The sequence below is a fragment of the Pseudomonas sp. NBRC 111139 genome, assembly GCF_001753955.1.
Taxonomy (GTDB): Bacteria; Pseudomonadota; Gammaproteobacteria; order Pseudomonadales; family Pseudomonadaceae; genus Aquipseudomonas; species Aquipseudomonas alloputida.
The window spans coordinates 1-14,297 of record NZ_BCBP01000073.1; the positions used below are offsets into that span (position 1 = coordinate 1).

Here is a 14,297-nt window from a genome sequence, read left to right on the forward strand (position 1 = left end):
TCCCCACGGTACCGATACTTAAACAGATGCTTTCGGAGCTTGATGACTGCTCATGGATCGCGCAGGCACATCTGATGTCTCCTGGCCACATGAGAGGTGGGAAAGACTGGGTGATGGAACCGCTTCAGGAAGTGAGCATTGCTGAAGATGCCTCAGGAACGGATGAGGGCTATATCTACAAGGTAGTAGGCGGGGCTTGCTACAGCATTCATCACTCGCCTCATCGAGAGAACCTCAAGGTCACAGAGATTATTTTTTCGGCTGATCGCGATATGCGCGTGAGTGGATGAGTAGAGCCACTCGCACTCGCCGAGTGTCATGATGGTGTTTCGGTCGAGGCCTCTCGATGCTTTGAACTCAATGTTTTCGAGTGTGGCCTGCGTCTCTCGCAGCTTGGCCGCCTTGAGCAGGCGCTCAATTTTCCGGGTTTCGCGCTCGCTTTTTTTCGCATCCATCATCAGGCCGAGGCGGGTCTCGAAGGGTTGACCGAGCAGCGCCGGATCGTCCAGCTGGCGCTCGTATGCCTCAGCCATCTCGCTCAGCCCGAGGCTGCTCAAACTTTCAGCTGTGTTAGCGATCGTTTTCATGGCAGTTCATCTCCTTGAGACGCGTAATACTGAGCGCCGCAAATGTTGTCGTGCTCAATCAGCGGTGCAGATTTTCTGGGCATTGGGCGCAAATCAGACTCGTTGCGAATGATTGACCGCAGTCGTTCAGAGCTCAAAATGTTCAGCGTATTTGCATAGGTGCATATATACATGCGTCTCTCCACCTAAATTTGATGGTCTATCAGAACTCGAAGCGTAGAAAGCAGCGTTTGACCTGGACTCAGCGGGTGAAGGTAATTAACCAGTTGCTTAGTGGTCGAATGGGAATGGACGTGTGCTATGCCATGCAGCCTAGTTACAAACTTGCTGTCGACGAAGACCAGATTCCTATCGAATTGGTAGGTGATTTCCTGCGCAGCGCATCGCTACATAAATGGGCGTGGGACTGCATCAAGGAGGAGCGAGTCGAACGGTTTCCCCCAGCCAATTTGTTGGTTGCGAACATCCCTAGCAAGTACTGATTCTCGGCGAGTCGCCGCCGAAATGTGAAAACCCCACTCCCGCGTTGTACAGTGCAAGTAGGCCGGGGGGTGAATAAGCAGTTGCCGAAAGAAAAACCCAGCCCTCTAACCACTAGTTCCCGCGAAAGGAAGCCAGATGCACATTCGCCTTGCTCAACTCAGCGATGTCCAGGCCATTGCCGAGATCTACAACCAGGGGATCGAAGACCGCAGCTCTACGTTCGAGACCCAACCACGCAGCGCCATGGATGTGCAGCCCTGGGTGGCCGACATGTCTCGCCATCCGGTGCTGGTCGTCGAGGTCGACGGTGCGGTAGTGGCGTGGGCAAACCTGAGCAGCTACCGCGCGCGTTCGTGCTACGCCGGCATCGCCGACTTCTCGATCTATCTGGGCCGTGACGTCCGCGGACGTGGCATCGGCAAGGCGCTGCTCAAGGCATTGCTCAGTGAGGCTGAGGCACGCGGCTTCTGGAAAGTCCTCTCCCGCATTTTCACCTTCAACGAGGCGAGCCTCGCGCTCTGTCAGTCCTGCGGTTTCAGGACGGTTGGCGTCTATGAGAAGCACGCTTGTCTTGAAGGCCGTTGGCTGGATTGCGCGATCGTTGAGCGGGTGTTTCCGTCGAACCAACCCGTTCCAGATGACGAAGCAGCAGGCTGTCGTAGTACTTGCGCCAGTTTCCGCCTGGGCGCGTCTGCTCATCTAGGATCAGAAAGTCCAAGCCGTGCTGCTGTAAATGCCAGCCAAGCGCCAAGCCCGCTTGCCCACCACCGATGACGATCACATCCACCGCGCGACTCGATTTATTCATATGTGCGCACTCAAGCATATATCAGGACAAAAAAAGGGCACGAGCTACGGGCAGCACAGCGAAACCAGACCCTTGGTTCGCTGGAGCAGGCCCTCAAGGCGCTCGACGATCGCCCCACCATTCACTTCGTAGAACACCTGCCTGCCCACCTTGGTGGCTTTCACGATCTGGGCATCGTGCAGCACCTGCAGGTGCCTGGAGACCACCGAGCGCTCCTGCGGCAGCTCTTTAGCGATTTCGCCGACATCCGCCCGGCCCAGCAGGAGCACGCGCTTGAACACCGCGACCCTGGAGGGCTCGCAGAGTGCTTTGAAGAAGGCTTCGTCCAGCGACTCGATGGCAGCGTCGATGGCTTGGGTGCGGAGGTTCTGGTTGGTCGTCATGCCGCCAATATATGTGCACGAATATGCACATGTAAAGCCACCCATCACCGGAGGGGTTGCGATACATTCGGAAAAGCGTATATTCGAAAAATCATATACATGCATAGTACCTCGCGATGACTGGCAAGATCCGCGTCCTGTTTGTTTGCACCGCAAACGCTGCTCGCTCCCAGCTCGCCGAAGCATTGCTCCGACACACAGACCCTGTGCGCTTTGAAGCATTCAGCGCCGGCACTCAGCCTGGCGAAGTAGATCCGCGTACCTTCGCGGCGCTTGAGCACCTCGGTATCGATGCCAGCGGCCGCGCAGCAAGTCCATCGATGAGTTCGCCGGCGAACACTTCGACTACCTCATCACCCTTTGCGACAAGGCGGCGCTGGAGTGCCAGTTACTACCGGCATTGGGCGAGCGCTTGGCGTGGCACTTTGAAGATCCGGTCACCAGCGACAAGCACGATGCCTTCCGCCATACGCTTCACGAGATCCATGAGCGCATCAAGATGTTCGTCTTCGTGAAAACCAAACACTGAGAATCGTTATGACTGATCCACTGACCCCTACCAAGGTTTTCAAATGCCTCGCCGACGAGAACCGCATTCGGATGATGCTGCTGATCGCCCGCGAGGAAGAGCTCTGCGTCTGTGAGTTGACCTGTGCGCTGGAAGAAAGCCAGCCCAAGGTTTCCCGCCACTTGGCGCAATTACGCACCTGTGACCTGCTGGCAGACCGCCGCCAGGGCCAATGGGTTTATTACCGGCTGCATCCAGAGCTGCCCGCCTGGGTACGCGAGATCCTGAAAACGACGCTGGAGGCCAACAGCGAGTGGCTGAACAGCAGTTCCACTCGACTGGACGCCATGGGTGACCGCCCACAGCGTGCTGCTACCTGCTGCTGATTACTGCCGAGCAAAAGCCGATGAAAGTTCTGTTCCTCTGCACCGCCAATAGCTGCCGCAGCATCCTCTCCGAGGCTGTTTTCAATCACCTGGCTCCGGCCGGCATGAAGGCCTACAGCGCCGGAAGCCAGCCCAAGGGCGAGGTACATCCGCTGTCCATCTCCGCGCTGCAGCGCGCCGGTATTTCCACCGATGGCCTCAGCAGCAAATCCAGCGATGCACACGCCGAGCTGGCACCGGACTTCGTCATCACCGTCTGCGACAAGGCCGCTGGCGAAGCCTGCCCCGTGTTCTTCGGACCAGCAGTGAAAGCCCACTGGGGACTTTCTGACCCTTCGGATTTGCACGGTAGTGCCGCCGAGCTGGACGCGGCATTCGACAACACGCTTGAACAGATCAAGCGACGCCTCAAGGCATTCATCGCACTGCCTTTCGACCAAATGGATGCCGCCCAGCTCAAGGTCGAGCTGGCCCGCATCGGAACGCTCTGACGTTTAGGGAGATCCACCATGAGCAAAAGCCGACTTTCATTCCTAGACCGCTACCTGACGGTCTGGATCTTTCTGGCCATGGGCCTGGGCATTGGTCTGGGCAGCCTGTTCCAGGGATTGCCTGCGTGGCTGAATAGCCTGTCGGTAGGCTCGACAAACATCCCCATCGCGATTGGCCTCATCGTCATGATGTACCCGCCGCTGGCGAAGGTGAAATACGAGGAACTGCCTCAGGTTTTCAAGGACAAGCGCATCCTCGTGCTGTCGCTGGTCCAGAACTGGGTAATCGGCCCGGTACTGATGTTCGGGCTGGCAGTAGTGTTCCTTTCCGACAAGCCTGAGTACATGACTGGCCTGATCCTCATCGGCTTGGCGCGCTGCATCGCCATGGTGCTGGTGTGGAACCAGATCGCCGGTGGCAACAACCAGTACGTGGCGGGCCTGGTCGCCTTCAACAGCATTTTCCAGATCCTGTTCTTCAGCGTGTACGCCTGGATCTTCCTTGGCCTGCTGCCACCTCTGTTTGGCCTTGAGGGTAGCGTCATCGAGACCAGCTTCCTCGACATCGCCCAATCGGTACTGATCTACCTGGGCATCCCGTTCCTGGCCGGCTTCCTGACCCGCAAGATTCTGATCAGCAGCAAGGGCGAGACCTGGTACCAGGAGCGCTTCATTCCGAGGATCAGCCCGCTGACGCTCTTGGCGTTGCTGCTGACCATCGTGGCCATGTTCAGCCTGAAAGGCGACATGGTGCTGCAACTGCCGCTGGATGTGCTGCGCATCGCTATCCCGCTGACTATCTACTTCGTGGTGATGTTCTTCATCAGCTTCTGGATGGGCAAGCTGCTGGGAGCTGACTACCCACGTACCACTGCTCTGGCGTTCACCGCAGCGAGTAACAATTTTGAACTGGCCATTGCCGTGGCCATCGCCACCTTCGGTCTTGCCTCGCCGGTCGCGTTTGCCACCGTCATCGGGCCCTTGGTGGAAGTGCCGGTACTGATCTCCCTGGTGGGCGTGGCCTTGTGGCTCAAGCGCCGCTGGTTCGATCAGCCATCTGGCGCCTTGTCTCAGGAGTAAATCATGACCGAACACCACATCCCCAACATCGACAACGATCTGGTCGAACTGCCGACAGCAGACAAGCTGGCAGTCGAGCAAAAGTCCACCCATAAGCCTCGCATCCTGCTGCTGTACGGATCGACCCGCGAACGCTCCTTCAGCCGCCTGCTGACGGAAGAAGCTGCACGCCTGCTGGAACACTTCGGTGCCGAGACGCGGATATTCAATCCGACCGGGCTGCCGCTGGCGGATGACGTGCCCGATGACCACCCCATGGTCAAGGAGCTGCGCGACCTGGTGCTGTGGTCGGAAGGCATGGTCTGGTGCTCGCCAGAACGCCACGGCGCAATGACTGGCGTGTTCAAATCGCAGATCGACTGGATTCCACTGAGCATGGGCGCCGTGCGCCCGACCCAAGGCAAAACCCTTGCGGTGATGCAGGTCTGCGGTGGCTCGCAGTCGTTCAACGTGGTCAACCAGCTGCGCGTCCTCGGCCGCTGGATGCGCATGTTCACCATCCCTAACCAGTCGTCCGTGCCGAAGGCCTACCTGGAATTCGACGAGGCGGGTCGCATGAAACCCTCTTCGTACTACGACCGTGTCGTCGACGTGATGGAGGAGCTGGTGAAGTTCACCCTGCTGCTTCGTGATCGCTCCGACTATCTGGTCGATCGCTACTCCGAACGTAAAGAGTCGGCTGAAGAACTATCCAAGCGTGTCAATCAACGATCCATTTGAGGCTTTGTGAGCATGCAATTGCACCCGTATTCCGTGTTGGCTAATTCCGAACTGGTCGGCCAGCTGATCTTCACTCCGTGCCCAGGTACCAAGGAGACATCGGTATCTCAGGCTCTGGCAACGCTGCGCGATGCCGGCGCGAGCGCGCTGGTAACCCTGATGCCGAGTGAAGAACTGCTGCAGAACGAGATCGATCTGCTTCCCGAGGAGTGCCAACTGCTGGGCCTCGAATGGTTCCACCTGCCGGTCGAAGACGACGAAGCACCCGGTGAGCCGTTTGCTGCTGCCTGGGAAACTCACCGGGAACGCCTGAAAGAGCTGGTGGTGACCGGTAAGACGATCGCCATTCACTGCAAGGGCGGCTCTGGCCGCACCGGCCTGTTTGCCGCCCGCCTGATGATCGAGTGCGGCATCCCTGTGCAGGAAGCTGTTTCCCAGGTCCAGGCCCTGCGTCCACGTGCAATTCAGAACCCTGCGCACGTCGGCTACATCAACCAGTTCAGCGTTACCCTCTGACCCTTCGCTAATCGCGACCCGAGAACAAGAACATGGCTATCAAAGTAGGTATCAATGGGTTTGGCCGTATCGGTCGCTTGGCGCTGCGCGCGTCTTGGGACTGGCCAGAGTTCGAGTTTGTGCAGATCAATGACCCGGCCGGCGACGCCGAGACCCATGCCCACCTGATCAACTTCGACTCGGTCCACGGCCGCTGGCTCCGTGAAGCCCGTGCTGAGGGCAGTACGGTGGTGATCGATGGCAAGCGCATTCAGGTCACCGCGAACAAGACCATCGCCGACACCGACTGGTCAGGCTGCGACCTGGTCATCGAGGCCAGCGGCAAGATGAAGTCGGTAGCCGTGCTCCAGGCCTACCTGGATCAGGGCGTCAAACGTGTGGTGGTCTGCGCTCCAGTGAAGGAGAAAGGCGCACTGAACGTGGTGATGGGCGTCAACCAGCACCTGTTCGACCCGGCGCAGCATCGCATCGTTACCGCCGCCTCCTGCACTACCAACTGCCTGGCCCCGGTGGTCAAGGTGATTCACGAGAACCTTGGCATCCGCCACGGATCGATCACCACCATCCACGACCTCACCAACACCCAGAGCATCCTTGATACGCCGCACAAGGACCTGCGCCGCGCCCGTGCCTCTGGCATGAGCCTGATCCCAACCACCACGGGCTCGGCTACTGCGATCGCCGAGATCTTCCCCGAGCTGCGCGGCAAGTTGAATGGTCACGCCGTGCGCGTACCGCTGGCCAACGCCTCGCTGACCGACTGCGTGTTCGAAGTGGAACGTGAGACAACGGCTGAAGAGGTCAACGCTCTGCTGAAGGCGGCGGCCGAAGGCCCGTTGAAAGACATCCTGGGCTACGAAGAGCGCCCCTTGGTGTCCATCGACTATCGCACCGATCCGCGCTCCTCGATCATCGACGCACTGTCGACCTTGGTGGTCAATGGCACCCAGGTGAAGCTCTACGCCTGGTATGACAACGAATGGGGCTACGCCAACCGTGCAGCGGAACTGGCCCGCCTGGTCGGCGCAGCGGAGTAAACAGCGATCATGAAGGCGTTGTCAGCCCTGTCTGCGGAAGTGCGTCAGTACCTGCTGGTTACCGGCAACTACTGGGCCTTCACCCTCACCGACGGCGCGTTGCGCATGTTGGTGGTACTGCACTTCCATTCGCTGGGCTACACGCCGCTGCAGATCGCCGCGCTGTTCCTGTTCTACGAAGTGTTCGGCGTGATCACCAACCTGGTGGGTGGCTACCTCGGCGCCCGCCTGGGACTCAACCGCACCATGAACATCGGCTTGGGCATGCAGGTCTTTGCACTGCTGATGCTCACAGTGCCGGCAGCCTGGCTTACGGTGCCGTGGGTGATGGCCGCTCAGGCGCTGTCCGGCATCGCCAAGGACCTGAACAAGATGAGCGCCAAGAGCTCCATCAAGCTCCTGGTACCGGACAGCCAACAGGGGACGCTCTACAAATGGGTGGCCATCCTGACGGGCTCGAAGAACGCGCTCAAAGGCGTGGGCTTTTTCCTCGGCGGAGCACTGCTCGCGTTGCTCGGCTTCACCCTGGCGGTGCTGGCCATGGCGGCAGTACTGGCCCTGATCTGGATTGGCAGTCTGGTGCTGCTGAAAAAGGACTTGGGCAAAGCCAAGGCCAAACCCAAGTTCCGCGACATGCTGTCCAAGAGCCGAGCCATCAACATCCTCTCGGCCGCACGGCTGTTTCTCTTTGGTGCCCGGGACGTCTGGTTCGTCGTGGCGCTGCCGGTGTACCTGAGCACCGCGTTTGGCTGGGACTTCTGGCTGGTCGGCGGCTTCCTCGCCGCGTGGATCATTGGCTACGGCATCGTCCAGTCGTTTGCTCCTCACATCACCGGTAAGAAGCGCGGTCACGTGCCGGACGGTCGAGCGGCCTTCATTTGGGCGATCGCCCTGGCGGGACTGCCTGCGCTCATTGCCGTGGGCCTATCGGCAGGCTGGTCGGCCCAGGTGGTGCTGCTCGGTGGGCTGATGCTGTTCGGTGTGCTGTTCGCGGTGAACTCCTCGCTGCACAGCTACCTGATCGTCAGCTATGCCAAGGAAGACGGCGTCTCCCTGGATGTAGGGTTCTATTACATGTCCAACGCCCTGGGGCGGCTGGTCGGTACACTGCTGTCAGGCTGGGTGTTCCAAGCCTACGGTTTGCAGGCCTGCCTGTGGGTTTCCAGCATCTTCGTATTGGCTGCCGCGCTCATCTCGCTCGGGTTGCCCAGACACAGCGAAATGGCGCAGCAGACCCACTGAGCACAGGGGAAGAGCGGATGCACTCAAGCCTCCGCTTTCACCATAAACTGCTCGATCTCAACAACAGTGCTGCGGACTGTGCGTGTCACCCCGATCAAGGTCGCGGATGCAGAGCCTGTCCACTCGCCATAACCCACCAGCCAAAGGGCAGGCTCATTCACTGACCGTGTACCTGAAACTTCGACGCGTCCGTCACCCGTGACTACCCCGAGGCTCGCCAAGTGCCCCAGCGCCGGCTTGAATCCGGTGCACCAGATCACCGCATCGACCGCGGTCTCCGAGCCGTCCGCCCAAACCACACCGTCGGGGGTGAAACGAACGAAGGGCCGCACAGCGTGCAGAACGTCTCGCTCACGCGCCTCGACCACAGCCGGGACCATCACGATATCGCCCAGCCCACCGACTGGCTGCTCAATCACACGGCCCTCCATCTGCGCTTTCCAGCGCTCTGTCGCCCGTTCGAACAGCACTCGACCATCCACATCATCAGGCAGGAAGAGTGGCTCGGTGGGCGTTACCCAGGTCGCATCCGCTACTTGGGAAACCTCAGCGAGAATCTGTGCCCCGGAGTTACCTCCACCGACGATCAGTACTCGCTTACCCGAGAAGGCCAGCGGCTCAACATAATGAGCTGAATGCAGCTGCTGACCACGGAACAGCTCGGCACCGGGATAAGCAGGGATATTAGGGTTGCTCCAGGTGCCCGTGGCACTGACCACTGCTTTGGCATCCCAATACCCGTGCTCGGAATGCACACGCAAGGCACTGACGAGGCGCTCACCCAGGATCTATGCTGCGCCCAGGGAATGAGCTTTTCTGGCCTTTCACCAGCTCTCAGAGAATGCCGTTCGACACCGCTTGCCGACTGACAAAGATGTAATCCACAGATCACCCGAGAGACAGGTGCTGCCCCCTAAGATTCAATCACACCAAATCGGAGTGACGAACATGAAAGCTCTCAACGGCGTTGCCGCCATACTGATTCTGATGGCTTCCTCGGCCGCGATGGCTGAGGGCGGGTCCGACCGCCTGCACGGGAAAATGATTCAGGCGAATGAGCAGGCCATGCGCGCATACGCAGCCTCCATCGGTAAAAATCCCCCAGAGGTAGTCCACTACCGCTACGGCATGGAGCTCGATGTAGCAAAAGTGATTGCTGTGACCTCAAACCGGGGAAGCTGTGATGTGATGCCTGCGCAAATGACCTATGAAGACTCGACAGGCAAGCTCAACATTCTCGAATACCGCGCAGCTGGCATCAATTGCCGCGGCCAGAACTGAGCTCTTGAACTCTATTCAAACTAAAACGGCGCCTTTAAAAGCGCCGTTTGCGTTGGGAAAACTGTCGATCAGTGGCCTGGATACTCCGCAACCACTACATCCTGCCCGCTCTTGTTGAAACCGATGACTTGGTATGCATGAGTGACACCATCCACTTCCATACCTGGGGAGCCTGCCGGCATACCTGGGACGGCGACACCGATCAGATCATCTCTGTTTGCCAGCTCACGAACCTGCTCAGCTGGCACGTGTCCTTCGACAAACTTCCCATCAATCACTGCCGTGTGACAGGAAGCCAAACGCGGTGCGACCCCAAGGCTCTGTTTTACAGCACTCATGTCGGTTTCAACATGGTCAATGACCTTGAAGCTATTTTGTTCCAAGTGTGCGATCCACTTTTTACAGCAGCCGCAATTGGCATCCCGATGAACATCAATCGTGGTCGGTACGGCTGCGTAGACTGGCGGCAGCGCGATGAATGCCGCGAAGGCGGCCAACCTGAGAAAGCGGCTGTTAGCCTTCATGGGTGTGTACCTTTCCATCTTTGTGTGTGTGCGTCTTCGAACCTGGTTTGGAATTCTGATCACTAGAGGACTCGGTAGCATCATGATGGCCGCCCTCAGATTCGTGACCCTCGGAATCTGCCGAGTGTGAGTGATGAGCCTCTGACTGCTCCATATCGTGGTGCCCTGCCTCAGAGGAAACCTTGCCATGATGGTCTGGCTCATTGCCGCCATGCTGGCCCTCATGGTTGTGCATCTCACTTTCCCCACCACCGTGCTGGTGGCCGCCACTGGTTGTTACCAGGGCCTTGTACTGCTCTGCGTTCATCTGCGGCATTTGCTCAAGGAAAGCGACAATACCCCAGATGTACTGGTCACCCATGCTCTTGCCCCAAGCGGGCATGCCGGTAGCCTTGATACCGTGTTTAATGGTCCAGAAGGCCGCTGCGGGGTTATTGCTTGAACCAATCTTGGCAAGATTGGGCGGTGCCGGATAAAGCGCTTGGCTGAGCTCGGTTTTATCCACCCCAGGGGCGAGGTGGCAGCCAATGCACATCGCATTGTAGTTACCGGCACCTGTACGGATAAGGGTTTCATCCTTTAGGTTCGGTACCTCGATGTCCCGTGCGCGCACTTCAATGGAGCGATCCCGCGCCATGGCGAGGAAAGCATGCACGGCTGGGAAGTGAGGATCATCAGCACCGACGTTGACCAGGCCAAAATACGCGGCCCCCAACGCCGCCGCACTACCCACGGCGCCTGCTGCTACCAACGTTGTAATTGTTCTCTTCATGTCAGGCTCTCAAAACCACATCCGAATGCCGGCAACGAAACGCGCTTCATCGACATCCCCGCCTTCATCGCGGATCAGGTCTGCCGTTTTGCCGTAGGAGCGGCTCCAGGTGACGCCGACGTAGGGTGCGAACTGGCGCACGATCTCATACCTTAAGCGCAGACCGACTTCGGTGTTTGCCAGGCCAGAACCCACCCCGCGCTCGGGATCGTTTTTGCCATAAAAATTGGCTTCAGCGGTTGGCTGCAGGATCAGGCGATTGGTCAGGAGAATGTCGTATTCGCCCTCTAGCCGAGCAGCTGTCTGGCCATTCTCACCGATGAACGCTGTGGCTTCGGCTTCGAAGTCATAGAGCGCCATGCCCTGGATACCAAAAGCTCCCCATGTCTGTGGAGATCCTGGTTGGAAATCCTGGCGCACCCCAGCGACCACATCCCACCATGTGCTAATGGATCGCCCATACAGAAGCTGCAACTCTGCGTCCTCGGTGACGCCATTCGTCCGCTCACCTTCGGAGCGGATCCACAGCCGGTTGATATCGCCGCCAACCCATCCAGAGGCTTCCCAAGCCAGCGCGCTGCCTTCGTCTGCATCCTGGTACTCAAGCTTATCTAGCAGGAAGAAGCTGTTGATCGCGCTGTCGTGCATCTGATGCCCGCCCAACGGAGGAAAGGCAGCTTGGCGATCAGCATCCGTCAGCACAGGTATCGGAGTACGGCTAGTCGTCGTTGGGGCATCAGAGCCATGGTTCATCATCGAGTGATCCATGGCCCCATGGTCCATCCCCTGCATGCTGCCATGGTCCATCTTGCTGTGGTCCATGTGTGCAGGTTTGGCCGCAGGTTGACTGTGTTTCATTTTGCTGTGATCAACGGGCGCGGCTTTCTTCTGCTGCTTGCTCGCGCCCATCTGAGCGTGGTCCATGCCTGGCATCGGGTCAGCCGACGGAGCGGAATCCATTTCCATGGCTCCGTGCCCCATTGCCGAATGGTCCATCTCCTCAGCAGCAAAGCTGGGCGCAGCACCCAGCAAGCTGAATGAAACGGTCAATGCCAGCAGCGATGGTCGTACCAGGCTATTGGTCATCTTTCCCTGCCTTAGCGTTATCGCTGCCATGCGATTCCATCATTTTGCTGTGATCCATACCTTCCATCGAGCCATGGTCCATACCTTTCATGCTGTCGTGGTCCATACCCTTCATGGAGCCATGATCCATACCCTTCATCGAGTCATGATCCATGCCCTGAGAACCCTTCGATTTCGCGGCATCGGCAGACTTCTGGGTGTGCTGTTCATGATTGTCGCTGGACCACGACGAAGGAGCATAAACAGCAAACAGACCAGCCATCGCAGCAGAAAGGAAAAAGGCGTTTCGCTTCATTGGTTTGCTCATCTTGGATCTCCAGTTCATTCGTCCACGCGGACTTCTCGGAACATGCCCATTTCCATATGGAACAGTAGGTGGCAGTGGTAGGCCCAACGGCCCAAAGCATCCGCGGTTACTCGGTAGCTTCGTTTTGAGCCTGGAGGCATGTCGATGGTGTGTTTTCGAACCATGAAATTACCCTCCTCATCTTCCAGATCGCTCCACATTCCGTGGAGGTGGATGGGGTGAGTCATCATGGTGTCGTTGACCAACGTGATTCGCAGACGCTCGCCATACTTGAGGCGCAGGGCTTCAGCATCGGAGAATTTGACGCCGTCAAAGGACCAGGCGAACTTCTCCATATGGCCTGTGAGATGCAGCTCGATGGTGCGCCCTGGTTCACGTCCATCTGGATCAATGAACGTGCTGCGCAGATCCGAATACGTCAGGACACGTCGTCCATTGTTGCGCAGGCCGATTCCCGGATCGTCCAACTTGGGCGTTGGACTCATAGTCTGCATGTCGACCAAGGGGTTATTAGTTTCTGAGGCTGGGTGAGACTGCATGGCGCCGCCCATGTCTCCCATGCTGCCGTGGTCCATACCAGCCATCTTGCTGTGGTCCATGCCGGCCATGCCGCCTTGGTCCATCCCTGCCATTTTGCTGTGGTCCATACCAGCTATGCTGCCTTGATCCATCCCAGCCATTTTGCTGTGGTCCATACCGGCCATGCTGCCTTGATCCATCCCAGCCATTTTGCTGTGGTCCATACCGGCCATGCTGCCTTGGTCCATCCCAGCCATTTTGCTGTGGTCCATACCGGCCATGCTGCCTTGGTCCATCCCAGCCATTTTGTTGTGGTCCATGCCAGCCATGCTGCCTTGGTCCATCCCAGCCATCTTGCCGTGGTCCATGCCAGCCATGCTGCCGTGATCCATACCCATATCGCTCATTGAAATGAGAGGGCGAGGATCAACTGCCGGAACTGCAGCTTGCATACCTTCGCGAAGGGCTAAAGTGCCTCTGGAGTAGCCTGTGCGATCCATGGATTGAGCAAAAATGGTGTAAGCCTGCTCGTCTTCCGGCTCAACAATTACGTCGTAGGTTTCGGCAACGGCGATGCGGAACTCGTCGACCGCAACGGGTTTGACATGCTGCCCATCCGCTGCGACAACCGTCATCTTCAGGCCGGGAATTCGCACATCGAAATACGTCATGGCCGAGCCGTTGATGAAGCGCAGGCGGATTTTCTCGCCCGGTTTGAACACGCCCGTCCAGTTACCGTCCGGGGCCTGGCCGTTCATCAGATAGGTGTAGGTGTAACCACTTACGTCAGCGAGGTCGGTAGGGCTCATTTTCATCTCAGCCCACATTTTCCGATCCGCCACCGCAGCCGACCATCCCATCTCGCCTACGTCGTTGACGAAGTCGCCCACGGTGCGCTTGTGGTAGTTGTAGTAGTCAGACTGCTTCTTGAGCTTGGACAGCACACGTGCAGGGTCTTCATCCGTCCAGTCGCTGAGCATGACCACGTAGTCCCGGTCATAGGTGAACGGCTCAGGCTCTTTCGCGTCGATGACTAGGGCGCCATACACCCCGACCTGCTCCTGGAGCCCGGAGTGGCTGTGGTACCAGTAGGTACCGTTCTGATGGACCTTGAACTTGTACTCATACATGCCATCGGGTGCGATGCCATGAAAGCTCAGACCAGGCACACCATCCATGTTCGCTGGCAGGATGATGCCGTGCCAATGGATAGAAGTGTCCTGTTTCAAGCGGTTGCGTACGCGGAGCGTGACTGTGTCTCCCTCCCGCCAACGAAGGATCGGCCCCGGCAACGATCCATTGATTGCCATGGCTGTGCGAGTTGCTCCGGTGATGTTGACCGGTAGCTCACCGATGTAGAGATCAAAATCGGTGCCTGTCAGAACATTCGGTTGGCCATGGCTGGTCACAGCCCAGACCGGCGCGCGCCACATGCCCAGTCCACCCAGTAGTCCAGTAGCGGCCAGGCCTTTGACGAAAGATCGTCTCGTGGTTTTGCTGTGCATGCCGTAGTGTCCAGTCAGTCAGATAATTCGCTGATATCCGGGCCGCTCGATCGCAGACCCGG

The 14,297-nt window shown here is 58.3% G+C and carries 16 protein-coding genes and 3 pseudogenes; 10 read left to right on the top strand and 9 right to left on the bottom strand.

All coding sequences use genetic code 11. From position 1 onward, the window contains the following. Nucleotides 1-152: 152 nt before the first annotated feature. Complete coding sequence (locus tag BJQ17_RS24805) at nucleotides 153-587, bottom strand: ATP-binding protein (protein WP_225876664.1); 435 nt, start codon at nucleotides 585-587, stop codon at nucleotides 153-155. A gap of 618 nt (nucleotides 588-1,205) precedes the next feature. On the opposite strand from BJQ17_RS24805, the pseudogene BJQ17_RS24815 reads away from it, so the two are divergent. Continuing rightward, nucleotides 1,206-1,700, top strand: a pseudogene (locus tag BJQ17_RS24815) (arsinothricin resistance N-acetyltransferase ArsN1 family A); the annotation flags it as partial. On the opposite strand, the gene BJQ17_RS32665 reads toward BJQ17_RS24815, so the two are convergent. After that, nucleotides 1,606-1,896, bottom strand: coding sequence for an FAD-dependent oxidoreductase (locus tag BJQ17_RS32665; RefSeq protein ID WP_374701059.1), 291 nt, complete (start codon nucleotides 1,894-1,896; stop codon nucleotides 1,606-1,608). The pseudogene BJQ17_RS24815 and the gene BJQ17_RS32665 sit on opposite strands and share 95 nt — an antisense overlap. Nucleotides 1,897-1,922: 26 nt before the next feature. Continuing rightward, entirely contained in the window at nucleotides 1,923-2,261 is a 339-nt protein-coding gene (locus BJQ17_RS24820; protein WP_028692330.1) for a helix-turn-helix transcriptional regulator, read from the bottom strand. A 116-nt stretch (nucleotides 2,262-2,377) separates the two neighbouring features. Between BJQ17_RS24820 and BJQ17_RS24825 the strand changes: the two are divergent. From BJQ17_RS24825 to arsJ, 8 genes and pseudogenes are all read left to right on the top strand, one after another. Further along, nucleotides 2,378-2,790 (top strand): annotated as a pseudogene (locus BJQ17_RS24825) (arsenate reductase ArsC). A gap of 8 nt (nucleotides 2,791-2,798) precedes the next feature. Beyond that, complete coding sequence (locus tag BJQ17_RS24830; protein WP_019752756.1) at nucleotides 2,799-3,155, top strand: metalloregulator ArsR/SmtB family transcription factor; 357 nt, start codon at nucleotides 2,799-2,801, stop codon at nucleotides 3,153-3,155. 20 nt (nucleotides 3,156-3,175) lie between these two features. Next, nucleotides 3,176-3,646, top strand: a complete 471-nt coding sequence (locus BJQ17_RS24835; RefSeq protein ID WP_059183374.1) for an arsenate reductase ArsC — start codon at nucleotides 3,176-3,178, stop codon at nucleotides 3,644-3,646. Nucleotides 3,647-3,664: 18 nt separating this feature from the next. After that, a complete protein-coding gene (gene arsB, locus BJQ17_RS24840; RefSeq protein WP_070096796.1) occupies nucleotides 3,665-4,726 on the top strand; it encodes an ACR3 family arsenite efflux transporter in 1,062 nt (353 codons plus the stop codon). A 3-nt stretch (nucleotides 4,727-4,729) separates the two neighbouring features. Further along, nucleotides 4,730-5,446 (top strand): arsenical resistance protein ArsH, encoded by a 717-nt coding sequence (gene arsH / locus BJQ17_RS24845; RefSeq protein ID WP_059183372.1) that lies wholly within the window; start codon nucleotides 4,730-4,732, stop codon nucleotides 5,444-5,446. 12 nt (nucleotides 5,447-5,458) lie between these two features. Beyond that, nucleotides 5,459-5,962 carry a cyclin-dependent kinase inhibitor 3 family protein gene (locus BJQ17_RS24850; protein WP_059183371.1) on the top strand — a complete coding sequence of 168 codons (504 nt, stop codon included), beginning with the start codon at nucleotides 5,459-5,461 and terminating at the stop codon, nucleotides 5,960-5,962. A 32-nt stretch (nucleotides 5,963-5,994) separates the two neighbouring features. Beyond that, nucleotides 5,995-6,999, top strand: coding sequence for an ArsJ-associated glyceraldehyde-3-phosphate dehydrogenase (locus tag BJQ17_RS24855; RefSeq protein WP_049274266.1), 1,005 nt, complete (start codon nucleotides 5,995-5,997; stop codon nucleotides 6,997-6,999). A 9-nt stretch (nucleotides 7,000-7,008) separates the two neighbouring features. Then, nucleotides 7,009-8,241, top strand: coding sequence for an organoarsenical effux MFS transporter ArsJ (gene arsJ / locus BJQ17_RS24860; RefSeq protein ID WP_059183370.1), 1,233 nt, complete (start codon nucleotides 7,009-7,011; stop codon nucleotides 8,239-8,241). Between the two features lie 23 nt (nucleotides 8,242-8,264). On the opposite strand, the pseudogene BJQ17_RS24865 reads toward arsJ, so the two are convergent. Then, nucleotides 8,265-9,020: pseudogene (locus BJQ17_RS24865) on the bottom strand (NAD(P)-binding domain-containing protein); the annotation flags it as partial. 169 nt (nucleotides 9,021-9,189) lie between these two features. On the opposite strand from BJQ17_RS24865, the gene BJQ17_RS24870 reads away from it, so the two are divergent. Next, nucleotides 9,190-9,522, top strand: a complete 333-nt coding sequence (locus BJQ17_RS24870) for a DUF2790 domain-containing protein (protein ID WP_059183369.1) — start codon at nucleotides 9,190-9,192, stop codon at nucleotides 9,520-9,522. A 68-nt stretch (nucleotides 9,523-9,590) separates the two neighbouring features. On the opposite strand, the gene BJQ17_RS24875 is transcribed toward BJQ17_RS24870, so the two are convergent. The 5 genes from BJQ17_RS24875 to BJQ17_RS24895 are packed head-to-tail and all read right to left on the bottom strand — an operon-like array spanning nucleotide 9,591 to nucleotide 14,235. Further along, on the bottom strand, nucleotides 9,591-10,046 hold the full coding sequence (locus BJQ17_RS24875; RefSeq protein ID WP_059183368.1) for a DUF411 domain-containing protein: 456 nt from the start codon (nucleotides 10,044-10,046) through the stop codon (nucleotides 9,591-9,593). Further along, on the bottom strand, nucleotides 10,036-10,818 hold the full coding sequence (locus BJQ17_RS24880) for a cytochrome c (protein WP_059183367.1): 783 nt from the start codon (nucleotides 10,816-10,818) through the stop codon (nucleotides 10,036-10,038). Before BJQ17_RS24880 ends, BJQ17_RS24875 begins: the two co-directional genes overlap by 11 nt. 9 nt (nucleotides 10,819-10,827) lie before the next feature. Continuing rightward, entirely contained in the window at nucleotides 10,828-11,904 is a 1,077-nt protein-coding gene (locus tag BJQ17_RS24885; protein WP_059183366.1) for a copper resistance protein B, read from the bottom strand. Beyond that, complete coding sequence (locus BJQ17_RS24890; RefSeq protein ID WP_225876663.1) at nucleotides 11,894-12,211, bottom strand: hypothetical protein; 318 nt, start codon at nucleotides 12,209-12,211, stop codon at nucleotides 11,894-11,896. Before BJQ17_RS24890 ends, BJQ17_RS24885 begins: the two co-directional genes overlap by 11 nt. A 14-nt stretch (nucleotides 12,212-12,225) precedes the next feature. Then, entirely contained in the window at nucleotides 12,226-14,235 is a 2,010-nt protein-coding gene (locus BJQ17_RS24895) for a copper resistance system multicopper oxidase (protein ID WP_070096797.1), read from the bottom strand. Between the last annotated feature and the right edge of the window lie 62 nt (nucleotides 14,236-14,297).